The sequence below is a fragment of the Mycobacterium sp. TY814 genome, from assembly GCF_030755175.1.
Classification (GTDB): domain Bacteria; phylum Actinomycetota; class Actinomycetes; order Mycobacteriales; family Mycobacteriaceae; genus Mycobacterium.
The window spans coordinates 172,330-196,839 of sequence record NZ_JAUFRY010000006.1 but is presented as its reverse complement, the minus strand read 5'-3'; the positions used below and the strand labels follow the sequence as shown (position 1 = coordinate 196,839).

The window sequence follows — 24,510 nt, the reverse complement described above, 5'->3', positions numbered from 1 at the left end:
GGTGACAGAAGAACAGGCGACGACCCAGCGCGTCCGCCGCCGGGCGTCGCGCGCGGCGGGTCCGCCGAAAGGCGCGCAGGTCAGCGCGGGGGCGGAGGTCGACGGCGCCACCGGGTCAGAAACCGACACCGGCTCCGGGATCCGGCAGGCTAACAAAACCGCGCCGAAGCGACCGTCCAAGAAGAAGACCATCAGCGCGCGGCCGCCGCGGCGACGCCGGCCGCACGGCCGGATGGTCGGCTGGGTCTCCCTGGCCGCCTCGGTCGTAGTGATCGCCGGACTGGTGTGGGGCGTCGTGGTTCTGGTCGGTCAACACCGCGCGGCCGAGGCCCGGCAGGCCCGCGAGCAGCGCTTCGTCGACACCGCCTCGCAGACCGTGGTGAACATGTTCAGCTACACCCAGGACACCATCGACGAGTCGGTGAACCGGTTCGTCAACGGCACCAGCGGCCCGCTGCGCAGCAAGTTCGGGGCGGAGAACGTCGAGTTCCTCAAGCAGTTGTTCCGCAAGACCAACGCGACCTCCGAAGCGGTGATCAACGGTGCCGCCCTGGAGAGCATCGACAACGTCAGCGACAACGCCTCGGTGCTGGTCGCGGTGCGGGTGACCGTCGCCGACATCGACGGGGTGAACAAGCCGTCCCAGCCGTACCGGTTGCGGGTCATCGTGCATCAGGACGAGCGCGGCCAGATGACCGGCTATGACCTGACCTACCCCGACGGGGGCAACTGATGCGCTGGTCGCGGTGGCTGTTCTCGGTCGCCGGTGCCCTGGCCATCGCCGCGGTGGTGGGGTTGTCGGCAGTCGGCGGCTGGTTCTACTGGGACCGGGTGGAGGCCAGGGGTGAACAGGCCGCGCGGGCGGAATTGCCCAAGCTGGCCGAGAAGGAGATCCCGCAGTTCTTCGGCTACGACTTCCAGACCATCGAGCGCAGCCTCAACGACGTGTATCCGTTGCTGACGCCGGATTACCGCCAGGAGTTCAAGAAGGTCGTCAACGCGCAGATCATCCCCGAGGCCAAGAGGCGCGAGATGGTGGTCCAGGCGAACGTGGTCGGCGTGGGAGTCATGGCAGCCAAACGCGATTCGGCGACCGCGATGGTCTACATGAACCGCATCGTCACCGACAAGTCACGCGAGCCGCACTATGACGGCAGCAGGTTGCGGGTGGAGTTCAAGCGCGTCGACGGCAAGTGGCTGATCTCCTACATCACGCCGATCTAGACCTGCTCTAGAACCGCTCTAGAAGCAGATCGCAATCTCGTTGCAGTCCATCGGATAACGCTGCACCGGGCTGGGCGGCGGTCCGGCGAGTTGCAGCGAGAACGGTTCCTTCTTCATGTCCGGCTGCATGCCGCACACCGCGCCGTGCAAGGTGGTGTGGGTACCCGTCAGGGTTTCGTCGCTGAACGCGTAGGTCTCGGTGGTCTCGCCGAAGCCGCCGCTGGGACAGGCCACACCCTCGGCCTTGCTGATGGTGAAGGTCCACAGCATGCTGCTCATCCGCGCCCGCGCGCTGAAGTTCTGCAGGTGCTCGGCGCGGCTGTTGTTCGCCGGCGTTGTGCTCACCACGTTCAGCGCGCAGTTCATCGCGAACACGATCGGGTCGGAATAGTCGTTCATATTGCGGGTGCCCGACGGCTGCGCGCACAGCGCGGTGATGTTCCAGGTGGCGCCGGAGACGCCCGCCTCGTTCAACGTGTAGGCGCCGTCCGCGGGAGGACCGATGGCATACGCCGGGTTTTCCGATTGCAACGCCATGCCTGCTGCGACGGCCGAGCCGATGGCGGCACCGGCGGCCAGCCCGCGACGGATTCTCACGCGTCCAGTATCACAGCGATCCGGCGCGAAAACCATCGAATCGGGCGCTCAGCTGCGCGCGGTCGGTTGCGCGTCTTCGGCCCCGGACGCCAGCGCGTCGAGAAACGAACGGGCCCAACGGTCTACGTCGTGGGCGAGCACCTGCCGGCGCATCGCGCGCATGCGGCGCCGGCCCTCTTCCTCGGTCTGGGTGAGCGCCGCTTCGATGGCGTCCTTGACGCCCTCCAAATCATGCGGGTTCACCAAATAGGCCTGACGCAATTCTGCTGCGGCGCCAGTGAATTCGGACAGGACCAGGGCGCCGCCGAGGTCGCTGCGGCACGCGACGTACTCCTTGGCCACCAGATTCATTCCGTCCCGCAGCGGGGTGACCAGCATGACGTCGCTGGCGACGAAGAACGCGATGAGTTCGTCCCGGGGGACCGGGCGGTGCAGGTAATGCACCACCGGATGGGCGACCTCGGCGTACTCGCCGTTGATATGCCCCACCTGCCGTTCGATGTCGTTGCGCAGAATCTGGTAGCTCTCGACACGCTCGCGGCTGGGGGTGGCCAACTGGATCAGCACGGTGTCGTCCCGCTTGGCGCGGCCCTCTTCGAGCAACTCGTTGAAGGCTCGCAGCCGCACGTCGATGCCCTTGGTGTAGTCGAGCCGGTCGACGCCCAGCAGCACCTTGCGCGGGTTGCCGAGTTCCGCGCGGATCTCCCGGGCCCGCCGCCTGATGTTGCGGTCGCGGGCAGCGTGGTCGAGTGCGCCGGAGTCGATCGAGATCGGGAATGCACCCACCCGCACCACGCGGGAGTCGTACTCCACCTCTCCGAACCGTGACCGCACGCCGACCGAACCCCGGGAGGTGTTGGCGCCGATCAGCTGCCGCGCCAGGACCAGGAAGTTCTGGGCGCCGCCGGCCAGGTGGAAGCCCACCAGATCGGCGCCCAGCAGACCCTCGATGATCTCAGTGCGCCAGGGCAGCTGCCTGAACAGTTCGACCGGGGGGAACGGGATGTGCAGAAAGAATCCGATGGTCAGGTCCGGCCGCAGGCTCCGCAGCATCTTGGGCACCAGCTGCAGCTGATAGTCCTGCACCCAGACGGTGCCGTTCTTGGCGGCCGCGCGGGCGGTGGCCTCGGCGAATCGGCGGTTGACGTCGACGTAGCGGTCCCACCATTCGCGGTGATAGATCGGTTTGACGATGACGTCGTGGTATAGCGGCCACAGGGTGGCGTTGGAGAAACCCTCGTAGTAGTCCGCGACGTCCTGGGCGCTCAGCCACACCGGGTGGAGCTGAAGTTCGTCCTGGATGATCGGCTCGTCGTCCGGTTCGGCGACGGCGTCGCTGACCAGTCCGGGCCAGCCGATCCAGGCGCCGCGCCGTTTGCGCAGCAGCGGCTCGAGAGCGGTGACGAGCCCGCCGGGACTGCGCTTCCAGGTGGTGCTGCCGTCAGGCAGCCGCTCCATGTCGACGGGCAGCCGGTTGGCCACCACCACGAAGTCGGAGTCGCCGAAGCCCGCCTTCGCAGCCCGGCTGCTCCTGGCAGCCATTAGCTTTCGTGCTTCGCCGGACCAATACCGAGCATGGATAAGAAGACGCGGCACTCATCGGCGTCGTTGGCGTAGGCGGCCACGACACGCCGGGCCTGACTTGCGGTGCTGTCGGCCAGCGGTTCCACGTCGCCGATGTCACCATGGTCCGTTTTTGTTGGCATTAACTAACTGTAAGCCAAGACGTGCTATAGCCCGTCCGGAGTCCGCAACCCAGCGGCTCCCCGCTTACACACTCGCCGTAATGTGTAAAGCCACGTCGTGACAAGTGAGGTGGGCGGAATGACAGTTTCCGATCAGACCAGCGCCGGTGCTGAGTCCCAGAATGCCGAACCGCCGCAGATGGTGGTCTACGAAACCCTGGACGAGGGCCGCATTGCGCGGATCTGGCTGAATCGGCCAGAGGCTCACAACGCCCAGAACCGCACCCTGCTGGTGCAGCTCGACGAGGCGTTCTCCCGCGCCGAAGCCGACGACACCGTGCGCGTGGTGATCCTGGCGGCACGCGGCCGCAACTTCTCTGCCGGCCACGACCTCGGGTCGGAGGAAGCGGTGCTCGAGCGCAAGCCCGGCCCGCATCAGCACCCCACCTTCCGCTCGCACGGTGGCACCCTCGAGCCGGTGGTCGAGAAGCTCTACCACCAGGAGTGGCACTTCTTCTTCGAGAACACCCGCCGTTGGCGTGACCTGCGCAAGATCACCATCGCCCAGGTGCAGGGCAACGCGATCTCGGCCGGGTTGATGCTGATCTGGGCGTGCGACCTGATCGTGGCGGCCGACAACGCGAAGTTCAGCGACGTCGTCGCGGTGCGGCTGGGCATGCCGGGCGTCGAGTATTACGCCCACCCTTGGGAATTCGGTGCCCGCAAGGCCAAAGAGCTGCTGCTGACCGGTGATTCGCTGGACGCCGACGAGGCTTATCGACTGGGCATGGTGTCCAAGGTCTTCCCGCTCGACGACCTCGAGGAGAAGACCCTGGAGTTCGCGCGGCGCATCGCCGAACGGCCCACCATGGCATCGCTTCTGGTGAAGGCGTCGGTCAACGCCGCTGCTGATGCGATGGGTTTCACCGAGGCGCTGCGCCATGCGTTTCACGTCCACGAACTCGGGCACGCGCACTGGGCGGCCCACAACGAGAACAGGTTCCCCGTCGGCCTGCCGCCCGACGTCGAGGACTGGCGCACCGCGCGGCCGACTAAGGTCGCCCGCCGCGATACGCCGTAAGGAGCATGGTTCGATAGTTAGAACCTGTTTCAGTTTTCGGCGAGAGGGCGGCCCGTGCAGCTTTCATTCACCGACCGGACGTATCTGGTCACCGGCGGCGGCAGCGGTATCGGCAAGGCGGTGGCGACCGGCCTGGTGGACGGCGGGGCATCGGTCATGATCGTCGGCCGCAACGCGGACCGGCTGGCCGCGGCCGTCGCCGAAATCGAGGGTCTGCAACTGCCCGGATCCATTCGCTACGAACCGGCCGACGTCACCAACGAAGACGAGGTCGCCCGGGTGGTGGATGCCGCGACGGCGTGGCACGGCCGGTTGTTCGGAGCCGTGCACAGTGCCGGAGGCTCCCTGACCATCGGGCCGCTCACCCACACCGACTCCGAGGCCTGGCGACGCACTGTCGACCTCAACGTCAACGGCACCATGTACGTGCTCAAGCACGTCGCCCGGGAGCTGGTGCGCGGCGGCGGCGGGTCTTTCGTGGCGATCTCCTCGATCGCCGCCAGCAACACCCACCGCTGGTTCGGGCCGTACGGTGTCACCAAGTCCGCCATCGATCACATGATGCGGCTGGCCGCCGACGAACTCGGGCCGTCCTGGGTGCGGGCCAACAGCATCCGTCCCGGCCTGATCCGTACCGACCTGGTGGATGCCAGCGTCATCCAGTCTCCGGAGATCAGCGGCGACTATGCGCTGTGCACGCCGCTGCCCCGGGTGGGCGAGGTCGAGGACGTCGCCAACCTGGCCATGTTCCTGCTCAGCGATGCCGCCAGCTTCATTACCGGCCAGTGCATCAACGTCGACGGTGGCCACATGCTGCGCCGCGGCCCGGATTACTCGTCGATGATGGAGCAGATGTTCGGCGCCGAGGCGCTGCGCGGAGTGGTGTAGGGCCGCCCTAGCGGCCGATAGCTCGTCGTTATTGCGCTGCGCCGACTAATTGGCGGCGCCATTCTGGTACGTGCGTTGCACATTGCCGATAATTCGTGAAGTCTTTTGACAACACCCGGCTGTGTGTTCAAATTCTTGTTTTCCTTCCACCTCGTGGACCAGTGCGTGCTACGTTCTGCCGATCCGATTGTTATCCGTTCGATATATGCCTGTTATAGGCAAATATGTCTCGTGATCTAAGGAATTAGACATGTCATATGTGATTGTCGAACCAGAACTGCTGGCGGCCACGGCGGCCGATGTCGCCGATATCGGCTCGACGCTCAGCGCTGCCAATGCCGCCGCCGCGGCACCGACCACCCAGTTGGCGGCGCTCGGTGTCGACGAGATATCGGCGGCGGTCAACGGGTTCCTCAACCTGCAGGCCAGGCAGTATCAGGCCATCAGCGCCCAGCTCGCGGCCACCGTCAACGCCCGGATCGTGCAGGCGCTGAACGCGGGCGCGCAATGGTATGCCGGCACCGAAGCGGCCATCGCAGGCTCGCTGCGCAACGCCGAGCAGCAGCTGCAGGGTGTCGTGAGCCTGTTGACGGGCCGTCCTGCCCCCACCACCCCGTCGACGTCGACACCGACCGAGCCCACCACGCCGACGACCCCCACCACCCCGACGACCCCCACCACGCCGACCACCCCGACCACCCCGACGACGCCGACCACCCCGACCACGCCGACGACCCCGGCCGGGCTGTCCGCGACCTACACGACGGCCTCGCAATGGGACGGCGGATTCATCGGCAAGTACACGATCACCAATTCCGGTGCGACGCCGATAAACAATTGGCAGCTGCAATTCACCATGCCCACCGGATCGTCAGTAACGAGCGCGTGGGGCGGCCAACTCGCCTCGACCGGCGCCCAGCAGTACAGCGTGACCCCGGCGAGCTACAACGGGACGATCGCGCCCGGTACCTCCGTCGAGGTCGGCTTCCAAGCCGCCCAGACCGGTGCGTACTCGCCGCCGACGAATCCACTGATCAACGGCACCCCGGTCACCACCACGCCGACCACGCCGACCACGCCGCCCACCACCCCACCCACCACGCCCCCGACAGGTGGGACGGTCATTTCCACCCAGTACGGGACGACGACGGTCAACGGCGGCTACGTGGTTCAGAACAACGCCTGGAACAACCCCGCTGGTCAAACCATCAACGTCACGCCCACCGGGTTCTCCATCACCCAGATGAACGGCTCGGCCCCGACCAACGGCGCTCCGCTGGGATATCCGTCGATATTCGAGGGCGTCCACTACGGCACCTCGTCGACGGGCACCAACCTCCCGATTCAGCTGGGGCAGATCAACTCCGCAACGACCAGCATCGACTACAACTATGTGCCGACCGGCACCTGGAACGCGTCCTACGACATCTGGCTGGACTCCACGTACACCACCACCGGGGTCAACGACCAGGAGATCATGATCTGGTTCAACCACCAGGGCCCCATTCAGCCGGTGGGCGCGCCGGTCGGCACCACCACGATCAACGGCAAGACCTTCACGGTGTGGGACGGCAGCAACGGGCAGAACAACGTCATGTCCTACGTCGCCAGCCAGCCCATCGAAGTGTGGACCTTCGACGCGATGGACTTCATCGACCACACCGCCACCATGGAGCCCATCACCGATTCGTGGTACCTGACCAGCATCCAGGCCGGGTTCGAGCCGTGGAGCGGCGGCGTCGGACTGGGTGTCGACTCGTTCTCCGCGACGGTGAACTGAGGCTCCGCGTTACGCTTCCGGCATGAAGCGACTGGGCGGTCAGCGGATCCTGGTGACCGGTGCCGGATCGGGGATTGGACAGGCCACCGCCCTGCGCCTGCTCGACGAGGGGGCCACGGTGGTGGGCGCCGACGTCGTGGTGGACGGGCTGGTCGCCACCCGGGACCGCGCGGCGGCCTCGGCCGACCGGTTCACCACCAGCGTCATCGACGTCGCCGACGAGCGTTCGGTCACTGCCGGCGTGCGCAGCGCCATCGATACCCTCGGCGGGCTGGACTCGCTGGTGAATGCCGCCGGCATCCTGCGCGCCGCGCACACCCACCAGACCAGCCTGGAACTGTGGAACAGCATCGTCACCGTCAACCTGACCGGCACCTTCCTGATGGTCCGCGAAGCGTTACCGGCCCTGCTGGACAACGCGCGCAGCACCGTCGTGAACTTCAGCTCCACCTCGGCGAGCTTCGCGCACCCGTACATGGCCGCCTACGCCGCCAGCAAAGGCGGGGTCCAGGCGTTCACCCACTCGCTGGCCCTGGAATACGCCGCCGCCGGACTCCGCGCGGTCTGTGTGGCTCCGGGCAGCATCAAGTCCGGTATCACCGACGCCACCGGCGGATACATCCCGAAAGACGCCAACTGGTCGCTGTTCAGCCGCTTGATGCCAATCCTGCCCACCACGGAGAAATCCAGCGGCGCCGGCATGGCGGACCCGTCGGTGATCGCCGGCGTGATCGCGATGCTGGTTTCCGAGGACGGCAGGTTCATCACCGGCACCGAGATCCGTATCGACGGCGGCACCCACGCCTGACTGCGCGTCAGTTCACGCAGGGCACCCCGCCGCCGTCGATCGGCTTGCCTTGATCGGGCGTCGGGTAGTTGGTGAAGGTGCCGTTGTAGTAGTAGCCGTTGCTGCTCGGCTTGGTGGTGGTGGTGGTGGTCGTCGTCGTGGTACTCGTCGTGCTCGTGGTGTCCGACATCTCGTCGGCGGCCGGCAGGGAGAAGTTGGTGTCCACGGTCAGCCGGATGTGCCCGGGCGCGATGGACGAATCCGGTTGCTTGGGAGCGTCGACGCCGAGCAGGTTGGCCATGTTCTGCGCGTCGGTTTCCGCGCCCGCGCCGTACTGGATGGTGGTCGTCGAGGGATCGCCCGATTCCCGGTCGCGAACTTGCCCTGCGGTGTAGCCGCGCTTCTTCAGCGCGTTGGACACCTGGGTTGCCAGGCCGCTGATGCTGCCCGCATTGACCACATCGACGACGGTCGACGGGTTCGGCTTGGCGCTCGAGGTGTTCGGCGCCGTCGTCGGCAAATCGGCCCCGAGAGCCGCCGCGATCTCAGCCTTGATGGCGGCCGCGTCGATGATGTTGACGTCCTGGCCGTCGATGTTGTCGTAGCGCACCACGGGCAGCGTGCGGAACTCGACGTTCCCACCGGCCAGGTCGCCCATCCGGCGGAACAGTGCCTCATCCCAGCCGGCCGACAGCACGACGTCCTTGCGTGCGACGGCCATCAGGCTGTTGAGCCGGTCGAAGTTGGTGAAGGTGCCGGTGTCCTGCAGTTCATGCATGACCGAGGACAGGAAGGCCTGCTGCCGGTGGGTCCGGTCCAGATCGCCGTTCTCCAGGCCGTGCCGCTGGCGGACGAAGGAAAGTGCCTGCGAGGCGTCGAGGCGCTGCCGGCCGGCCGGAAAGTCGGCGCCGGAATACGAGTCGTACACGGGGTGGTTCAGACACACCTCGACGCCGCCCAGCGTCTGGGCCAGGTCGTAGAAACCGGCCAGATTGACCTCGGCGAAGTAGTCGATCGGAACACCGGTCAGGCTGCGTACCGCGCGCAGCGTGGCGGCCCGCCCGGCTTCGCGGCCGCGTGTCTCGAGTTCGTGCTGTGAGCTCACACCCTGGTTGGCCAGCTGGTTGGCGACGTACTGCTTGGTGAGCCCGTACGCCTCTTTGATCTTGATGTGGTTGTAGCCGGGAACGCCGTTGAAGGGCACCCAGTCGTCCCTGGGGATGGAGAAGGCGACGACTTTCCCGTCGGCGCTGACGTGAACGAGGATCAGGGTGTTGGTGTTGTAGCCGCCCTGATCGGAGTCGCCGGCGTGCAGGTGCTTCAAGATCGACCAGGGCAGGTCGTTGCCCTCCTGGTCTTTGCGGGAGTCCAGCCCGATCAGCAGGATGTTCATCGTGTTGCCGGTGGACCGGGGGTCCTCGGCGGTCAAGGCCTGCGAAATGGTGATGCCGCCGAGTGCGCCGTGCGCCACGTAATAGCCCGCGCCGGTCATACCCAGCGCCACAATCGACACCAGCGTCATGAAGCCGCGCGACAGCCGGGTGCGCAGTCGCGAGTGCTGCCGTTTTGCACGTTGATTCTTCTGAAGGCGGTGTGCGCCGCCGGAACGCGGCACTAGCGGCCCCGACCGAACACCAGCTCACCGGCCGGCACCGGGCCGGCGGTTTGCGGTGGGGTCGTTCGGCGCATGCCGTCTAGTATGCGGTAGCTTGCTGCGAACCCCCCAACAAAAAGTTGCTGATGTGGGCAGATTCACCTGGGAACAGCGTCCGCGCGGCCGCGGCTAAAATGTCGCTACCTGCGGTTTCGGGCTACAATCCGCCAAGCTCGGCGGGCAGAAAGAGCCGCCGGGGCACGATCTGGTCGAAAGGGTCCGTTCAGGAATGGTTGCTGAGGAGGTCGACCCGGACTGGCCGCCCCCGGTGTACGACCCGTCCGACGACCTGGATACCAGCGCGCCCACGCGCAGTCGCACCGCTGTCTGGGGGGTCGTGGCGCTGGTTGCGCTGGTGTGCCTGGGCGCCATGGCGGTGTTCGCGTTCGGAGGTGAGCACCGTGATCCCCGAGCGTCCAAGGCGGCACCCTCCTCGACCGCGGCACCCCCGTCGGGGCCGACGACCACCGGCGCCGGCGGTTCCACGGGGTGCGGCCCGGACGAGGCCGGCGCGCTGTCCGCGGCGCTCGGTCAGGTCCCACCGGATCGCAAGACCGGCAAGCAATGGGATCGCACACCGAAGGCCAGCAACTACAACGCGTGCGCCGATCTGTCCGCGATCGTGGTGACGGTGCAGGACGCAACCGGCAGCTCACCCGACCTGGCGTTGATGTTCCACCGCGGCGCATTCGTCGGCACCGCCACGCCCCGGGCCTACCCGTTCACCGCACTCGAGGCGCCCGCCTCCACCAACGACATCGTGGTGCTCACGTATCGGACGCAGCAGAGTTGTTCCACCTGCACCGACGGCGTTCTGACCACGGTCGGCTTCCAGTGGAAGGGCGAGAAGGTGCAGATGCTCGACTGGCCGCCCGAATCGCTGGATTCGCCTCCCTAGCCCTCCCGAGCCCCCGGTTTGCCCAGACCACCGATCGAATGGAGCTTGACCGTGCCGAATTCGCCGCCGGCAGGCTGGTATGTCGATCCCGACGGTTCCGGGGGCAAGCGCTATTGGGATGGTGAGCGCTGGACGACGAGCCGGCGGCCCGATCGGCCGCCGCGGCCGCCCGGGTGGCGCCGGCACTGGGACGCCCTGCCGGTCCCGCTGCGGGTCGCACTGCCCGTCGTGCTGGTCGTGGTGTTGGCCGCAGCCGGCTGGGCCCTCTGGTCCGACCAGCCCCGCGACGAGTGGGCGGCTTTGCCGAACCGGCTGAGTTGCCGGGTGGGGGAGGGCCCGAAACCGCCCGACGGCATCACCGTGTCCGGAGTCGATGTCAGGCATCCGCGGAGCAGCGTGTTGCAGCTGACGATTCACTTCGCAAAGCCGTTGCCCTCATCGCCCACGGGAACGGAGTCGACCCGGTTCGTCGGGTATGTCCTGACCTACAGCGTCGCCAATAACGGCAAGAAGTTCGCCGAACTGGGTCCCGACCAGGACACCGACGACCTGGCCATCACGAGCACGCAGGCCGCCCCGGGGGCTGACGCGCGGATCCGGCCGGACCGGGACACCAACGCCCGCAGGGTAGCGCCGGACACCGTTCAGGTCCTGCTCGACCTCACTCGTCTGGGCGTCGACAACCAGGCGGTGCGGCCCGAGCTCACGCTCGATGCCCAGTTCAATACGCCGTCCACTACGACGGTGCGCTTTGCCGCACAGGTGTGCAGCAACTGAGAATCAGCAGTACTGGTAGTCGATGTGCCAGCGGCCGTTGACGTAGTCGGCGACGAAGTGCCCGCCGAGCTGTGGATTCGCGTCGGTGATGTTTCCCGAGCCCCCGGTGTTCGGCGTGAACCCCGGCGGATCCCAGGTGACCGACTGCGGGCTGGCGGTCATGTCCGGCGTGCAACCCGCCTGCTTGGAGACATAGCCGTCGATGACCCTGCGCTCCGCGGTGGCCTGGTCGCCGCCGTCGGGCGCGGGGTCCGCGGGACACCGGGAAACCGCTGCGCAGAAGTCCTCGTGCGCGGTCACCAGGGCTATATCCGTGACCGGCACCGATGCGAGGGCACCGCCGATCACCATCGCCGACCCGACCAGTAAGGCCAGGCGCCCATGTCCTGCCATTCAGCGGACCCTCTCGATCTCCTCGCCGGACGTGTAATACAACGGGATATTCGAACCAATCACACTTTCGATAAGGAATATGCCGAACGGTTCCACTTCAAAGTAATAGTGTACGTCGCCATTGGCGTCCACGGCGGTGGCGCAGGAGCGGCCGGGGGCGCCGCAGCGTTGCTTGATCGGCATTGCGAGGGCCACGATCACCAGCAGCACCGAGATTCCGATCACGATCCGCTTTGTCATCGAATCGCGAGGTTCAACCAGGGACGCACCCCGGCAGTGTAGGCGACCGAAATTGTCGGTGCCGCCTTCGGAAAATGTTCCTCGACATGTTCTCCCCGCCTGCCCCGGACAGCGACCCGCGGCAGTAGGTTGCTCAGCTATGGCCACTCCCAGCCCGGATGAAGCGGTGTCAGCACCGAACGAGTCGCACACGCGCATCGAGGTCCTGGGCAATATCGGGCCCAACTGGTTCGCCTCGGTGATGGGCACCGGGATCGTCGCCATCGCCGGGGCGACGCTGCCGGTGCACGTGCCCGGACTGCGCGGGTTCACGACGGGCGTCTGGGTGCTGGCCGCGGCACTGCTGGTGGTGCTGATCGTTCTGGTGGGCGGCCACTGGCTGCGCAACCCGACGGTGGCGCGCACGCATGCCCGCAATCCGCAGATGGCGCACTTCTACGGAGCCGCGCCGATGGCGTTGATGACGGTCGGCGCCGGTGCGGTGCTGGTGGGCGGGGACCTGATCGGCCGCCGCCTCGCGATCGACTTGGACTGGGTGCTGTGGACGGCGGGCACTGCCGGCGGGTTGTTCACCGCAGTGAGCATCCCGTTTCTGATGTTCACCCAGCTGCGCGTCGAGCCCGACGCCGCGTTCGGGGGCTGGCTGATGCCGGTGGTGCCGCCGATGGTGTCGGCCGCGACCGGCGCGCTGCTGTTGCCGCACATGCCGCCGGGCACCGGCCGAGAGACCATGCTGTACGGCTGTTATGCGATGTTCGGCCTGTCCCTGATCGCCTCGCTGAACATCATCGCGATGATCTGGAGCAGGCTGGTGCTGTACGGCACCTCCGGGTCGGCACGGGTGCCGACGCTGTGGATCGTGCTGGGTCCGCTCGGCCAATCCATCACCGCTGCAGGGCTTCTCGGGACGGCGGCGGCCACCGGTGCGGTCGATCACCAACTCGTGGGGGCGATGAACGACTTCGCCGTCATCTTCGGGGTGCCGGTGTGGGGGTTCGCGGTGCTGTGGATCGCCCTGGCCGCCTCACTGACGGTGCGCACGCTGCGGCGCGGCATGCCTTTCGCCCTGACCTGGTGGAGTCTCACCTTTCCGGTCGGCACCTTCGTCACCGGCACGTCCCAGCTGGCCGCGCACACCCACCTGCCGGCGTTCCGGGTCGCGGGCGCCGTCGCCTACGTCGGCCTGCTGCTGACGTGGATCCTGGTCACCGCCCGCACCACGCGCGGCAGTCTGCGCGGCAACCTGCTCACCGTCCCGCCGAGCTCGGCTCCCGTCAAAGCCCGTAAGGAAGACCCGATCTCGGGCGCTCACCCGGTTTGACGGGTGCGCGCGCGGGTTCAGTGCGAAGATTGCTGCCCGTGACGGGAAATTGGGGCTCGCTGCTTGCCACGCTCATTCCGCTGGCTCTGGTTATCGCGGTTTCGCCGTTGACGATCATCCCGGCGGTGCTGGTGCTGCACGCGCCGCGACCGCGGCCGACCGGTCTGGCGTTCCTGGGCGGCTGGGTGCTGGGGATGTCGGTCCTGACCGGGATTTTCGTGACGGCTTCGGGCGCCATCGGTGATGCGCACAAGTCGCCGCCGGCGTGGGCGTCGTGGCTGCGCGTGGTGCTGGGCTCGGTACTGATCCTGTTCGGCATTTACCGGTGGTTCACCCGGCACCGCGAGTCCGAAGCGCCGCGGTGGATGCGGGCGTTCGACACCATCACCCCGAAGCGCGCCGCGGTGACAGCCTTCGTACTCACCGTGTTGCGGCTGGAAGTGTCGCTGCTCTGCGTGGCGGCGGGGTTGGCCATCGGCACCAATGGGCTCGGCCCAGTGGGCCGATGGGTGGCCGGGGCGGTGTTCGTCGCAATCTCGACGTCGACGGTCGCCATCCCGATCCTGGCCTATGCCGGTGCCGGCGACCGGCTGGATCAACCGCTGGAGCGGCTCAAGGCATGGATGGAGACCAACCACGCGGCAATGCTGGCCGCAGTCCTGGTGCTCATCGGTGCGATGGTCGTCTACAACGGGGTCAGCGCCCTGAAGTGACGTCGCCCCGGTGCGGCTTACGCACTCGAGGTGGGCGCCCCCGATCTGGTCGCCGCCGTGCCGGCGTTGACGACGGTCTGGCGACGGCCACCAGGGTGAGGGCCAACGCGATCGCCGCCACCACGGCTAGCGGGTGCCACCACTGCGCGCCCAGCCAGTAGACGTGGGCACCGACCCAGCCCGGATGTTTCACGTCGCCGAAAAGCCAGCGGCGCACCACCGGGGTGGCCAGCGAAAGCACCGCGCCCACAAGCGTTGTCGACAGCAGCGCGAACAGCAGCCGGCCGGAGAACTGCCAGGTTGCCAGGACCACGAGGTAGCCGCCGATCCCCGCCGCGACGAGACCCAGGGCGCCGAACGTGTCGGCCGACGCGACCGCGGCCGCGACACCGAGCACGAGCAGCGCTGTGCCGGAGAGCAAAGTCCACCTGGCCACGCCCCGGGTCAGTGACACCACCCGGTATGCACCGAGCGCCACCGTCTTCAGGGTGGCCAGCGGCGGCTTGACCACACCCGGTAGTTGCCGGATCGAGCCTGCCGCGCCGGATGTGGTCGCGGCCGCCTTCGACAGCGTGTGTGCCATCAGCGGCGAATTCCGGTCGCTGGCGAAGGTTTCGGCCGCCACCGGATCTTCGTTCAGCAGAGCGTATTTCGCCGGCCCGCTGTGGGCCGCAAGCACCTTCTTCGCCCAGGTTCGTGAGGTGGCCGGACTCCAGTCGGGCCGCTCACCCGGTTCGGTATCGATCACGGTGGCGGCCAGGTCATCGAGTTCCTCGTCGAGGACCCGCTGCTGCCACGCCTGTGCCAACCACAGCGACGTGCGGGGCAGGCTGGGCGGGACGGCCGCTGACGCGTCGTCGAGGAAGGACAGTTCGGCGAGCACCATGTCCTCGGTCAGCCGCTCCGATTGCTCACCGACCGTCGGCAGACGATAACCGGATTTCGGAAAGTCCGGTGCGCCAAGCTCTTTGAGGCGATCGAGGAACCATTGCGCGCCGCTGTCGGTGTTTCCGGCGCGGTCTGATGGCGCCGCGCGGTGATCCACCATCCACCGCACCCGCCGCGGGTCCAGCAGCGCATGAACCAGCCAGCCGGCACCATCGAGCCGGCCCCACATCCAGTCGTTGGCCCGCCACGACCGCTTGTAGAACGCACCGAAATGGTGGAACTGCATCCCGGTGAGTTTCTGTTGCGCGGTCTGCCAGTCCGGCGCGAGCAGGTTGCGCGAGTCGGCGCTCACCTGCACGAGCTCAACGGACTGCTCGATGTCGGCCTCGGCCGGCAGCATCGCGCGCTGTGTCGCGGCGAGATCGAACAGCGCCAGCGCCATGGTCTCCGCGTCGGTCGCCTGGTCGAGATACCCCAGATAGGTGCGCAGCGGGCCGGCTGCGTCGGCGGTGACAGAACCGTTGGACGCCAAACTGGTCAGCATGCCGAAGCTGTCGAACAGCACCCGGCCGAGGTTGCTCCAGCCGACCGGCGGCACCGTGATCTGCTGCAGATAATCCGCGGCGATCAAAGCGGCCGCGTTCGTCAAAGACCCCTGCCGGACAGTGGCGTTGGTGCATACCGAGTGCACCACCGCACCTAGGTCAACCGGCGCCGGGGGCGGCCACGCCGCGTGGATTCCCCGGGTGAGATCGGCCAGTGCCGCGACGTCGGTGTCGGATCGCGCCACCTCATATGCGGCGAGCACGACGGCCAGCGCGCAACTCTTCGCCAGGTCGTAGGCGGGTTGGCCATAGCGGGCCAGGTCGGCAGGTCCGTGCGGCAGCGTCTGTTCGGGCGGCAGAGCCCAGCGACTCATGATCGCCCCGCTGATCCGGTGCCGACAGGCCCGGTCCGAGTCGCCGCCGACGGCCAGTTCGGGTTCCCAGTTCGGTGGAATGCTTTCGGCGAGCCGGCTCGGCGCGGCCTGATGGCGCCGCTCCTCCTCGGAACGCTCCGCGTTCCGCATCGTCGCCGGCGCGGGAGGCCATGTACCGAGCTGGCGCAGCAGCGCATCCGTCAGCATCTGCGCGAGCCGCGTGGCTTCCCGGGTCGCATAGTCGTTGAGCAGGGCGGCGGTGAGCAGTCGCGAGGGGTGTGGCATCGCCGCGGCGAGTTCCGCGAGCCGCAGCTTGGTGTCCGTGCGCGCCTCCATCCGGTCCTGGTGCGCCCGGATGGCGCGCAGGTCGGCCGCGATCGATTGGGTGGTGATCGCCGCCAGGTCCTTGAGCAGCCCGTCGATCAGGCCGAGCGGTCTGTCGACGTCATCCGGCGCCGGCTCGGCCACCAGGTCCGGCGCCGGGCCGGCCGAGGGCACGACGAACAGCAGCACCCGGCGCACCGGCCGCCGGGCCGGTCGGTCGAAAATCCGCTTCAGCAGCACGTCGATCGGCCGGTTATCGAGCAGGCCGCCGTCGGCCGCCCAGTGCGGTCGGGTGATGTTGCTGAACGCCGCCATCGGCGGTCGCGCCGGCACCTTTCCTTTGGCCGGCGTGCCCTTGTTGAAAGGCAGAAATGACGGTTCGAACGCGATGGGGAAGGACGCAGAACTGCGCGCGGCCAGCGCCAACGCCCCAACGGTGTCGGGGCGGACGAGGTCGGTCTCGGTGAAGGTGAACAGGCCGCGCCGGTCGACGTCCTGGACAAGGGTGCCGAACGAGTCGGTGAAGCGGCTGGCCTCGCCGGTCAGCAGCGTGGTCGTGACATACAGGGTGGTAGACGGGGTGCGTGCGCCGCCTGGGAACTCGGCCGGCGGAAATGGTCCGGGCGCCAGCTTAGGGATCTGCTTGGCCAGGGCGGCGAACATTCGCTCGTCGCCGTAGAGCAGCGACGGAGTGTATTTGTCGCGCGGATCGCGCAGCAGATCGGTCAGGGCGCCGAGATCGAGCCAGAGCTCCCGCAACCCGCCCAGGTCCGACCCCGACACCCGGGAGGATGCCAGCAGCGCCGCGTTGATGCCGCCCGCGCTCGTGCCGGACAAGACGTCGACGTCGACGATCACGTCGAGCAGATCGATGAGACTCGCGTAGAGCCGCAGCGATGCGGTCGACTCCTTGCTGAGGCGGTTGTCGGCGGGGAACGGACCGCCCTCGCGGCGCCACTGCGACGCCTGCGCGAGCAGGTTGATCTCGCGGGTGACTCCGGCCATCCAGATCGCCAGGCTCACCCCGCCCGTCATCGTGGTGGCAAGCCGCAGTTCCTGCGTCAGTTCGGTCACCGGTGACGGTGTCTCGAATGTCATGTGCGCACCCCCCTGGACGTACTTCGGGAGTTCCCGGCTCTCCGTTTCAGTCTGCGCCTCTCCGGAGGTGCCGCGCCTCGCTATCCCGGCCTCAAAGGTTTCGTGATTAGCTAGGCGATACGGCCGTGCATCCCCGCTGGTGCGGCTTTAATGTTTTTGCTGAGTATTCACCGAGACTTTCGCTGAGGGGGGCGGAGTGCAAGGTACGACATTCGGCCGCTACCAGTTCATCGAATTGCTGGGCCGCGGCGGTATGGGCGAAGTGTGGCGTGCCTACGACACCGAGACCCAGCGTGTCGTTGCGGTAAAAGTGCTGCCCGCCAACCTTGCCAACGACCCGACCTTCGAGCAGCGGTTCCGCCGCGAAGCGCTGGCGGCCGCCGGGCTCAACGATCCGCACGTGGTGCCGATTCACCATTTCGGCGAGATCGAAGGCCGCCTGTATGTCGACATGCGCCTGGTCGTCGGCCGGGATCTGCAGGCCATCATCGCCGAGGGTCCGCTGGAACCCGAACGCGCGGTCAACATCATCGAGCAGATCGCCTCGGCGCTGCGCGCCGCCCACCGCATCGGCTTGGTGCATCGCGACGTCAAGCCGTCCAACATTCTGGTCACCGAAGACGACTTCGCCTACCTGATCGACTTCGGCATCGCCCGCGCCGAGGGGGATTCGCACATGACCGGCACCGGCAACGTCATCGGCACCTGGGCCTACATGGCGCCGGAGCGGGTGACCACCGGCCAGACCGACCCCAGCGGCGACACCTACGCGCTGGGGTGTGTGCTCCATGAATGTCTGACCGGCAGCCAGCCGTTCCCGGGTGGCAGTCTCGAGCAGCAAATCGGCGGGCACCTCAGTCTGCCGCCGCCCCGGCCGTCCACCATCCGGCGCGGCATACCTGAAGAACTCGACAACGTCATCGCCACCGCGATGGCCAAGACTCCCCAACAGCGCTATGCGACGGTGACCGACATGGCCGCGGCCGCAAGGGAAGCCGTCACCGGCACCCGCCCCATTCCGCTGCGCCGGCCCGAACCGGTGCAGCAGCGAACCCAGCAGGCGCCGCCGCACAAGCAGCCGCCGCCCGGGCCGCCCCCACCGAGGCAGTACCCACCCCGGCGCGGTGGCCAAGGGTATGCCGAGCCGCCCCAGCGGCGACCACCCCCAGAGCCGCCGCAGCGCCGCCCCGCTCCCGAGCCCATTCCATACCGTCCGCCCTCGGACCCCAAGCTGTACCGGCCGCCCGTCGAGCCCGGTCCGCAACGGCCGCCCACCGACCCCACCCAGCGTCGCCCCAACCTGGACCCCAACCAGCCCCGGCACGGCAACGAGGAGCCGACCCAGTTCCGGGTGAGCAGCGAGCCGCAGCTACCGGCCGCCAGGTTGTCGTCGGCCGGCGAAGCCCCGCCCGCCACGTCCGGCAAGCCGGCGAAGGATCGCCGGATCCCGCTGATCATCGCGGGCGCCGGCGCCCTACTTGTGGTGATCGCGGTGGTCGCCGGCATCGCGCTCAGCGGCGGCGGTAAGAGCGGAGACGAACAGCCCGGCGGACATTCGGGTACGGCGGAGCCGTCCGCGGCACCCGGCAACGGTGGTCCGTTCACCGGTACGTACACGGCCGATTTCGGCCCGAAGCTGTCCCTGGCGGGCAAAGAGGTGCCCAATTCCGAACCGCCGGCCAAGGAGACCTGGGTGCTGCGGTCGGCCTGCACCGGCAACAACAACAGCGGATGCGTCGCGACCGCGCAGCGGACCGACGGGCCCTACAACCACATCCCGAAGCTGGTGTTCGACGACGTGCGCGGACGCTGGATAGCCGTGGCGCTCGAGGGCGGCAACTGCAACGACAAGCCGATCGAGAAGTGGAATTACGTCTGGCTGCAGCCTCATGCCGACGGCACCATGGTCGGCGAATGGATCACCGATTCACTGGACTGCTACAGCAAGCGCTCGGTGACCTTCACCCGAGTCGGAGACGCCGATCTGGACAGCCTGCCCAACCCTGCCGATCAGGCCGCCCGCCAGATCTCGCCGGCCGAGGCGCTGCACGGTTTCTACCACTTGTTGACCACCTACACCGGCCCCGGTGCGCCGAAGCCCCAGGAAGCCGACTACAACGTCGACACCATCTGTCTGCGCACCGGCGACCGCTGCCTGAGCCGGTTCGTCCGCAACGGCAGCAGCGGCACCCAACTGTTGTTGTTCGCCAACAACGTGTGGACCAGGGACGACGAGTACGACGCTTCCTGTCCGGCCGGCGGGACGTCGCACGTCAAAATCAAGGGCACCTTCCCGCTTCCGGAGCCGGAGCAGGACCCGATCATGGTGCTCACCGGCAGCGGCACCAAAGACGAGTCTGGTAGCGCCTGTAAAGGCGGGCCCTACGACATGAAGTTCAACCGCACCGGGGGCTGAACCGGTGCGTGCGTCTCCGGTGCAACCTTGCGTGGAGTCCGTCAGGACACCAGGCCGGCCCGGACCAGGCTGTTGATTCCGTCGGCGCAGCCCCGCAGGAAGTCGGGACCGTTGAGTTCCGTCGAGTCACCGACGGATTGGGCTTCCCTCGCGCACACGGCCGGGATGCGGCTGGAGAAGTCGAGGTCTTCGAGCGCAAGTCCCTCGGCGCGCGCCCGGCGGGCCAGGATATCGAGGTCGTTGAACGTCTTGGTGTAGCCCAGTTGGTACGACGGGCGGCTGTTGCCGGCGCCCTCCGCGCGGACGCCTCCGGCTGGGTCGGCATACGCGGTGTTGGTCGCCATGACGGCAGCTGCCAACGGGAGGATCGACAGCATCACGAGCCGCCGGCCAGTGGAACGCCTTGATGACGGCTGGGGGCGGGTGTCGCCGGAACGTGTGTTCATGGTGTCTCCCGGTAGTGGGTAGTGATTCCATCAGCGATCTTCGGTGCCATATCAGACCGCTGATCATCAGATTACAACAAATAGTTCTAAAAATGGAACACCGGACTCAAAAATAGTTACTAGATCCTTGGAACCGGTCCACAAGGTTCGTCGGTGAGTCTTTTGACGCCTATCTGGCCACGTACTAGCGTTTGTGAGATGCCAAGGACGAACAAGGCCGGGAGGGACCTGCGCCGCGTCCTGGAGTGGTTGCTGAACCGGGATGTTCCGGATACGGAGATCGGGGCGGCGCTCAACCTGGCGAAAGCCACTTACTCGCGGCGCAAGGAAGCTGCCGACTTTCCGAGCTACGCGGAGCTGATCGACGTGGGCAATGCGTTCGGCCTGTCCGCCCGGGTGTTACAGATCGCATTCGGCTGGCGCGGAGAGGACGAGTTGGTCCTGCTCGACACCGATGAGGTCCGGCAGTTCATGGATCAGGCCGGCGCGGCGCTGTTCGCCCACGAAAGAGTCCGTCGCTACATCCAGTCCCGCGCTGACGGCGGCGACTACCCCCTGGCCGACGCGGTTCTGAGAATGGCGTCGAACGAATCTCCTGCCGGTCCGGATGCCGGCCGACACGACGAGGCCGGGGAAAACGAGGCCGACTGAACCTGGCAGGCCGGCGGCGCTGACGTCACGTCCGGCCCAGCGGGTTTGTTTCGAACCACGCGACCGGCGGGTAGGCCTAACGGCGACAGGGCATGGTTGCGGACGTGCCGCACTCGCCGGCCATCAGTGCCGCGGGTGCAACGTCACGCCGCTAGAAAGACTTCAGGGACGGAGGCTGCGCATGCGCGCTGAAGAGGGCGACGAAAGCGTCAAGGACTACGCCGCCAAAGGCGAGCAGACATTGAACCGCATCAACGAGTCGCGGGGATCGACGTCGAATCCGCTGAGCCGTATCGGCCGGCGCCTGTTGAAGCTGGTGCCCGGCGCGCGTGGCTGACGGGCTAACCGCACCCCGGTAGCGATACCGTCAGTCGGGCGGGTCATAGGATCCCCACTGATGGACACCGAACCCGAGCTGTTCGCCACCGAGGGCGTGGGCGGAGTCCGTATCGTCGCCGATCGCCAGGGCGATCCGGCGGCTCGTGCGGTGGTTTTCCTGCACGGTGGCGGCCAGACCCGTCGATCCTGGGGCCGGGCGGCCGCGGCCGTCGCGCGCCGCGGGTATCAAGCCGTCACCGTCGACCTGCGCGGACACGGCGAATCGGACTGGTCCTCTGAAGGCGACTATCGCGTGACCAGCTTCGCGCGCGACGTCGTCGAGGTGCTGCGCGGCTTGCCGCCCCGGCCCGTGCTGGTGGGTGCCTCGCTCGGCGGGTTCACCTCAATGCTGCTCGCCGGTGAGATCGCGCCGGAATTGGCCAGCGCGGTTGTCCTCGTCGACATCGTGCCGAATATGGAACAGTCCGGCGCCAACCGGATCCACGCCTTCATGTCCGACCGGGTGGAATCGGGGTTCGGGTCGCTCGAAGAGGTCGCTGACGCCATCGCCGAGTACAACCCACATCGGCCCCGCCCCACCGATCTGGAGGGGCTGACCACCAATCTGCGTCGCCGGGGCGACCGCTGGTATTGGCACTGGGATCCGCAATTCATCAGTGGCACAGCGGCTTTCCCACCGTTCGAGGTGACCGACGCCGACCGCATGCATACGGCCGTCGCGGCGATCCTGCGAAATGGGTTGCCCATGTTGCTGATTCGGGGCCAGATGAGTGATCTGGTCAGCCAGGAACGCGCCGAGGAGTTTCTGGCGCGCTTCCCGCAGGTCGAGTTCGCCGACGTCCGCGGCGCCGGACACATGGTCGCCGGCGACCGCAACGACATCTTCGCCGGAGCGGTGCTCGACTTCCTCACCCGCCACATCGGAGACTGACGACCCGCGTTCTTGGGAAGTTTCGCCGCGCTGAGGTGGATTCCGGGGGGTCGCGTCCCGGTCGCTTCCGATAGCGCCGCCGAATCCGGTCGCGGCACGACCTGAAATCCGCGGGTCCGCGGCGCCTACTTTGGGCTACGGTCACAATCACCGGTGATACCGCCAGTGAAGGAGTAGCCCGTGAGCAAGACCGCCCGGCGGCTGGGTCCGCAAGACATGCTGTTCCTCTACGGCGAGACTTCCAGCACGATGATGCACGTCGGTGGGCTCATGCCGTTCACCCCGCCGCCCGATGCACCCCGCGACTTCCTGCGCCAGCTCGTTGACGAGAGCAAGGCCAACGACGTCGTCGAGCCGTGGAACCTGAAGCTCAGCCATCCGGACCTGCTGCTGAGTCCGATCCAGTCCTGGGTGTACGACGACAAGTTCGACCTGGACTACCACGTCCGGCGATCGGCGCTGGCCAGTCCTGGCGACGAGCGTGAACTCGGAATCCTGGTGTCGCGCTTGCACAGTAATGCGCTGGACCTGCGCCGTCCGCCGTGGGAAATGCATTTCATCGAGGGCCTCGAGGGCGGACGGTTCGCGATCTACGTCAAGATGCACCACGCGCTGATCGACGGCTATACCGGGCAGAAGATGCTGGCCCGCAGCCTGTCGACCGACCCGCATGACACCACGCACCCACTGTTCTTCAACATCCCGACGCCCGGCCGGGTCTCGGCGGTGAAGGAAGAGTCCGGCGGCGGTATCGCGGGCGGTCTGCTCAACAGTCTCGGTGGTGTGGTCAGCAACCTCGGCGGGATGGTGAGCGGAGTGGGCAGCGCGCTCGGATCGGTGGCGGGCGCGGGACGGTCCACTTTCGATCTCACCAAGGCGCTGATCAACACGCAGCTACGCAGCGACAACGAGTACCGCAACCTGATCGGCTCGGTGCAGGCGCCGCACAGCATCCTCAACACCCGGATCAGCCGCAACCGCCGCTTCGCCACTCAGCAGTACGAGCTCGATCGTCTGAAAAAGATTGGTACTGCCAATGATTCGACGGTCAACGATGTCGCGCTGGCGATCTGTGGTGGCAGTCTGCGGCGCTTCCTCGACGAGCTGGGCGAGTTGCCCGAGAAGTCGCTGATCGCGATGTTGCCGGTGAACGTGCGCCCGAAAGACGACGAGGGCGGCGGCAACGCCGTCGCCGCCATCCTGGGTTCGCTGGGCACCGACATCGCCGACCCGCTGGAGCGGCTGGCGGTGGTCACCGCGACGACGCGGATGGCCAAGGCCGAGTTGGCGAAGATGAACCGGGACGCGATCCTGGCCTACACCGCGGCGTTGATGGCGCCGTTCACCATGCAGCTGGCCAGCGCGCTCAGCGGGGTGAAAACGCCCCTGCCGCATGCCTTCAACCTCTGCGTGAGCAATGTGCCCGGCCCGCAGGACGTGCTCTACCTCCGGGGCAGCCGCATGGAGGCGTCCTACCCGGTCTCGCTCGTCGCGCACAGCCAGGCGCTCAACATCACCCTGCAGAGCTATGCGAGCACGCTGAACTTCGGTTTCATCGGCTGCCGCGACACGCTGCCTCACCTGCAGCGACTGGCCGTCTATACCGGCGAGGCGCTCGACGAATTGGAGGACGCCAGTTCCGGCGCGTGACCATGACGGAAACCAGCTACGTCCGGCTCAGTCACGACGGCGGCGTGTCCACCATCGAGCTGATCAACTCGAGAACGCTGAATATCATTGGCAGCCCGGCGATTTCGGAACTCACCGAAGTGCTGCAAACGGTCGGGCAGGACAGTGACGTGCGCGTGGTGGTGCTGCGCGGGGAGGGGGACAAGGCGTTCATCGGCGGCGCCGACATCAACGAGATGGTCAACCTCGACCAGGACAGCGGCAAGGTGTTCATCCGCCGGCTCGCCGGTCTGTGCGAGGCGATTCGCGAATGCCCCGTTCCGGTGATCGCCCGGCTCGCGGGCTGGTGTCTCGGTGGCGGTTTGGAAGTCGCGATGTCCTGCGACCTGCGGATCGCCGAATCCGGCGCCAGGTTCGGCATGCCCGAGGTTGCAGTCGGAATCCCGTCGGTGATCCATGCGGCACTGATGCCGGCACTGATCGGAGCCGGGCACTCAGCGTGGATGCTGCTCACCGGCGAGACGATCGACGCCGCCACGGCGCTGGCCTGGGGTCTGGTTCACGAGGCCGTTGCGCCCGATGCGCTCGATTCCCGTATCGCCCAGCTCACAACAAGACTGAGCGGATTCGGCCCGGCCGCGGTCCGGCAGCAGAAGCGTCTGCTGAACAAGTGGTTCGACATGTCGGTGCACGCAGCGGTCGAAGACAGCGTTGAAGAGTTCGGGACGGCGTTCCTCACCGGCGAACCGCAGCGGCACATGCAGGCGTTTCTTGACCGGAAAAGCCAAAAACCGTAATCGCAACCGCGTGCTCACGGATTGTTCACCCAAT

The 24,510-nt window shown here is 67.1% G+C and carries 24 protein-coding genes and 2 pseudogenes; 18 read left to right on the top strand and 8 right to left on the bottom strand.

Features of this window, described 5'->3' with window-relative positions; all coding sequences use genetic code 11:
- Nucleotide 1 precedes the first annotated feature (1 nt).
- Together QXH22_RS30220 and QXH22_RS30215 are read left to right on the top strand one after the other, a co-directional pair.
- Nucleotides 2-733, top strand: a complete 732-nt coding sequence (locus QXH22_RS30220) for a mammalian cell entry protein (RefSeq protein ID WP_371934355.1) — start codon at nucleotides 2-4, stop codon at nucleotides 731-733.
- A complete protein-coding gene (locus tag QXH22_RS30215) occupies nucleotides 733-1,224 on the top strand; it encodes a mammalian cell entry protein (protein WP_306277843.1) in 492 nt (163 codons plus the stop codon). The genes QXH22_RS30220 and QXH22_RS30215 overlap by 1 nt, the downstream gene beginning before the upstream one ends.
- Nucleotides 1,225-1,242: 18 nt before the next feature.
- Here QXH22_RS30215 and QXH22_RS30210 read toward each other — a convergent pair whose 3' ends face one another.
- The 3 genes from QXH22_RS30210 to QXH22_RS30200 are packed head-to-tail and all read right to left on the bottom strand — an operon-like array spanning nucleotide 1,243 to nucleotide 3,527.
- On the bottom strand, nucleotides 1,243-1,821 hold the full coding sequence (locus tag QXH22_RS30210; protein ID WP_306277842.1) for a hypothetical protein: 579 nt from the start codon (nucleotides 1,819-1,821) through the stop codon (nucleotides 1,243-1,245).
- Nucleotides 1,822-1,869: 48 nt separating this feature from the next.
- Nucleotides 1,870-3,363 (bottom strand): trehalose-6-phosphate synthase, encoded by a 1,494-nt coding sequence (locus QXH22_RS30205; RefSeq protein WP_306247477.1) that lies wholly within the window; start codon nucleotides 3,361-3,363, stop codon nucleotides 1,870-1,872.
- On the bottom strand, nucleotides 3,363-3,527 hold the full coding sequence (locus tag QXH22_RS30200; protein WP_099051228.1) for a hypothetical protein: 165 nt from the start codon (nucleotides 3,525-3,527) through the stop codon (nucleotides 3,363-3,365). The genes QXH22_RS30205 and QXH22_RS30200 overlap by 1 nt, the downstream gene beginning before the upstream one ends.
- A gap of 118 nt (nucleotides 3,528-3,645) precedes the next feature.
- Here QXH22_RS30200 and QXH22_RS30195 point away from each other — a divergent pair, with 118 nt between their 5' ends.
- The 6 genes and pseudogenes from QXH22_RS30195 to QXH22_RS30170 all read left to right on the top strand — a co-directional run bounded on the left by QXH22_RS30195 (nucleotide 3,646) and on the right by QXH22_RS30170 (nucleotide 8,063).
- A complete protein-coding gene (locus tag QXH22_RS30195; protein WP_306247487.1) occupies nucleotides 3,646-4,587 on the top strand; it encodes an enoyl-CoA hydratase in 942 nt (313 codons plus the stop codon).
- Between the two features lie 54 nt (nucleotides 4,588-4,641).
- Nucleotides 4,642-5,475 (top strand): SDR family oxidoreductase, encoded by an 834-nt coding sequence (locus tag QXH22_RS30190; RefSeq protein WP_306277841.1) that lies wholly within the window; start codon nucleotides 4,642-4,644, stop codon nucleotides 5,473-5,475.
- Nucleotides 5,476-5,725: 250 nt separating this feature from the next.
- Nucleotides 5,726-5,995, top strand: a pseudogene (locus tag QXH22_RS30185) (PE family protein); the annotation flags it as partial.
- A 57-nt stretch (nucleotides 5,996-6,052) separates the two neighbouring features.
- A pseudogene (locus QXH22_RS30180) lies at nucleotides 6,053-6,607 on the top strand (cellulose binding domain-containing protein); the annotation flags it as partial.
- Between the two features lie 33 nt (nucleotides 6,608-6,640).
- Nucleotides 6,641-7,255, top strand: coding sequence for a glycosyl hydrolase family 12 (locus QXH22_RS30175; RefSeq protein WP_306247999.1), 615 nt, complete (start codon nucleotides 6,641-6,643; stop codon nucleotides 7,253-7,255).
- Between the two features lie 22 nt (nucleotides 7,256-7,277).
- Complete coding sequence (locus tag QXH22_RS30170; protein ID WP_306247491.1) at nucleotides 7,278-8,063, top strand: SDR family NAD(P)-dependent oxidoreductase; 786 nt, start codon at nucleotides 7,278-7,280, stop codon at nucleotides 8,061-8,063.
- Between the two features lie 7 nt (nucleotides 8,064-8,070).
- Here QXH22_RS30170 and QXH22_RS30165 read toward each other — a convergent pair whose 3' ends face one another.
- Entirely contained in the window at nucleotides 8,071-9,564 is a 1,494-nt protein-coding gene (locus tag QXH22_RS30165; protein ID WP_306247493.1) for an LCP family protein, read from the bottom strand.
- A 361-nt stretch (nucleotides 9,565-9,925) separates the two neighbouring features.
- Here QXH22_RS30165 and QXH22_RS30160 point away from each other — a divergent pair, with 361 nt between their 5' ends.
- Complete coding sequence (locus tag QXH22_RS30160) at nucleotides 9,926-10,594, top strand: LppP/LprE family lipoprotein (RefSeq protein ID WP_306247495.1); 669 nt, start codon at nucleotides 9,926-9,928, stop codon at nucleotides 10,592-10,594.
- A 51-nt stretch (nucleotides 10,595-10,645) separates the two neighbouring features.
- Nucleotides 10,646-11,371, top strand: a complete 726-nt coding sequence (locus QXH22_RS30155) for a DUF2510 domain-containing protein (RefSeq protein WP_371934354.1) — start codon at nucleotides 10,646-10,648, stop codon at nucleotides 11,369-11,371.
- Between the two features lie 3 nt (nucleotides 11,372-11,374).
- Here QXH22_RS30155 and QXH22_RS30150 read toward each other — a convergent pair whose 3' ends face one another.
- Both QXH22_RS30150 and QXH22_RS30145 read right to left on the bottom strand, forming a co-directional pair.
- A complete protein-coding gene (locus tag QXH22_RS30150) occupies nucleotides 11,375-11,764 on the bottom strand; it encodes an integrase (protein ID WP_306247499.1) in 390 nt (129 codons plus the stop codon).
- Nucleotides 11,765-12,004: a hypothetical protein gene (locus QXH22_RS30145; RefSeq protein ID WP_306247501.1), complete on the bottom strand. Its 240-nt coding sequence runs from the start codon at nucleotides 12,002-12,004 to the stop codon at nucleotides 11,765-11,767.
- 139 nt (nucleotides 12,005-12,143) lie between these two features.
- Here QXH22_RS30145 and QXH22_RS30140 point away from each other — a divergent pair, with 139 nt between their 5' ends.
- Nucleotides 12,144-13,325: a TDT family transporter gene (locus QXH22_RS30140; RefSeq protein ID WP_306247503.1), complete on the top strand. Its 1,182-nt coding sequence runs from the start codon at nucleotides 12,144-12,146 to the stop codon at nucleotides 13,323-13,325.
- A gap of 38 nt (nucleotides 13,326-13,363) precedes the next feature.
- Nucleotides 13,364-14,038 carry a GAP family protein gene (locus QXH22_RS30135; protein ID WP_306247505.1) on the top strand — a complete coding sequence of 225 codons (675 nt, stop codon included), beginning with the start codon at nucleotides 13,364-13,366 and terminating at the stop codon, nucleotides 14,036-14,038.
- Here the strand turns inward: QXH22_RS30135 and QXH22_RS30130 are convergent.
- The gene (locus tag QXH22_RS30130) at nucleotides 14,022-17,267 is read right to left on the bottom strand and encodes a patatin-like protein (RefSeq protein WP_306277840.1); all 3,246 of its coding nucleotides are present in this window, start codon (nucleotides 17,265-17,267) and stop codon (nucleotides 14,022-14,024) included. The two genes, QXH22_RS30135 and QXH22_RS30130, sit on opposite strands and share 17 nt — an antisense overlap.
- A gap of 196 nt (nucleotides 17,268-17,463) precedes the next feature.
- Between QXH22_RS30130 and QXH22_RS30125 the strand changes: the two genes are divergently transcribed.
- Nucleotides 17,464-19,683: a serine/threonine-protein kinase gene (locus QXH22_RS30125; protein ID WP_306277839.1), complete on the top strand. Its 2,220-nt coding sequence runs from the start codon at nucleotides 17,464-17,466 to the stop codon at nucleotides 19,681-19,683.
- Nucleotides 19,684-19,724: 41 nt separating this feature from the next.
- On the opposite strand, the gene QXH22_RS30120 is transcribed toward QXH22_RS30125, so the two are convergent.
- Entirely contained in the window at nucleotides 19,725-20,129 is a 405-nt protein-coding gene (locus QXH22_RS30120) for a hypothetical protein (protein ID WP_306247511.1), read from the bottom strand.
- Between the two features lie 198 nt (nucleotides 20,130-20,327).
- Between QXH22_RS30120 and QXH22_RS30115 the strand changes: the two genes are divergently transcribed.
- The 5 genes from QXH22_RS30115 to QXH22_RS30095 all read left to right on the top strand — a co-directional run bounded on the left by QXH22_RS30115 (nucleotide 20,328) and on the right by QXH22_RS30095 (nucleotide 24,476).
- Nucleotides 20,328-20,780: a hypothetical protein gene (locus QXH22_RS30115; protein ID WP_306247513.1), complete on the top strand. Its 453-nt coding sequence runs from the start codon at nucleotides 20,328-20,330 to the stop codon at nucleotides 20,778-20,780.
- A gap of 181 nt (nucleotides 20,781-20,961) precedes the next feature.
- A complete protein-coding gene (locus tag QXH22_RS30110) occupies nucleotides 20,962-21,117 on the top strand; it encodes a hypothetical protein (protein WP_306247515.1) in 156 nt (51 codons plus the stop codon).
- 60 nt (nucleotides 21,118-21,177) lie between these two features.
- On the top strand, nucleotides 21,178-22,050 hold the full coding sequence (locus QXH22_RS30105; protein ID WP_306247516.1) for an alpha/beta fold hydrolase: 873 nt from the start codon (nucleotides 21,178-21,180) through the stop codon (nucleotides 22,048-22,050).
- A 180-nt stretch (nucleotides 22,051-22,230) separates the two neighbouring features.
- Entirely contained in the window at nucleotides 22,231-23,700 is a 1,470-nt protein-coding gene (locus tag QXH22_RS30100; RefSeq protein WP_306247518.1) for a wax ester/triacylglycerol synthase family O-acyltransferase, read from the top strand.
- 2 nt (nucleotides 23,701-23,702) lie between these two features.
- Nucleotides 23,703-24,476: an enoyl-CoA hydratase gene (locus QXH22_RS30095; protein WP_306248001.1), complete on the top strand. Its 774-nt coding sequence runs from the start codon at nucleotides 23,703-23,705 to the stop codon at nucleotides 24,474-24,476.
- Nucleotides 24,477-24,510 lie beyond the last annotated feature (34 nt).

Coding starts and splice junctions, on each gene's coding strand:
- QXH22_RS30215 (WP_306277843.1), top strand. CDS start 733: ATGCGCTGGTCGCGGTGGCTGTTCTCGGTCGCCGGTGCCCTGGCCATC.
- QXH22_RS30205 (WP_306247477.1), bottom strand. CDS start 3,363: ATGGCTGCCAGGAGCAGCCGGGCTGCGAAGGCGGGCTTCGGCGACTCC.
- QXH22_RS30200 (WP_099051228.1), bottom strand. CDS start 3,527: ATGCCAACAAAAACGGACCATGGTGACATCGGCGACGTGGAACCGCTG.
- QXH22_RS30195 (WP_306247487.1), top strand. CDS start 3,646: ATGACAGTTTCCGATCAGACCAGCGCCGGTGCTGAGTCCCAGAATGCC.
- QXH22_RS30170 (WP_306247491.1), top strand. CDS start 7,278: ATGAAGCGACTGGGCGGTCAGCGGATCCTGGTGACCGGTGCCGGATCG.
- QXH22_RS30165 (WP_306247493.1), bottom strand. CDS start 9,564: ATGACGCTGGTGTCGATTGTGGCGCTGGGTATGACCGGCGCGGGCTAT.
- QXH22_RS30160 (WP_306247495.1), top strand. CDS start 9,926: ATGGTTGCTGAGGAGGTCGACCCGGACTGGCCGCCCCCGGTGTACGAC.
- QXH22_RS30150 (WP_306247499.1), bottom strand. CDS start 11,764: ATGGCAGGACATGGGCGCCTGGCCTTACTGGTCGGGTCGGCGATGGTG.
- QXH22_RS30145 (WP_306247501.1), bottom strand. CDS start 12,004: ATGACAAAGCGGATCGTGATCGGAATCTCGGTGCTGCTGGTGATCGTG.
- QXH22_RS30140 (WP_306247503.1), top strand. CDS start 12,144: ATGGCCACTCCCAGCCCGGATGAAGCGGTGTCAGCACCGAACGAGTCG.
- QXH22_RS30130 (WP_306277840.1), bottom strand. CDS start 17,267: ATGACATTCGAGACACCGTCACCGGTGACCGAACTGACGCAGGAACTG.
- QXH22_RS30120 (WP_306247511.1), bottom strand. CDS start 20,129: ATGAACACACGTTCCGGCGACACCCGCCCCCAGCCGTCATCAAGGCGT.
- QXH22_RS30115 (WP_306247513.1), top strand. CDS start 20,328: ATGCCAAGGACGAACAAGGCCGGGAGGGACCTGCGCCGCGTCCTGGAG.
- QXH22_RS30110 (WP_306247515.1), top strand. CDS start 20,962: ATGCGCGCTGAAGAGGGCGACGAAAGCGTCAAGGACTACGCCGCCAAA.
- QXH22_RS30105 (WP_306247516.1), top strand. CDS start 21,178: ATGGACACCGAACCCGAGCTGTTCGCCACCGAGGGCGTGGGCGGAGTC.
- QXH22_RS30095 (WP_306248001.1), top strand. CDS start 23,703: ATGACGGAAACCAGCTACGTCCGGCTCAGTCACGACGGCGGCGTGTCC.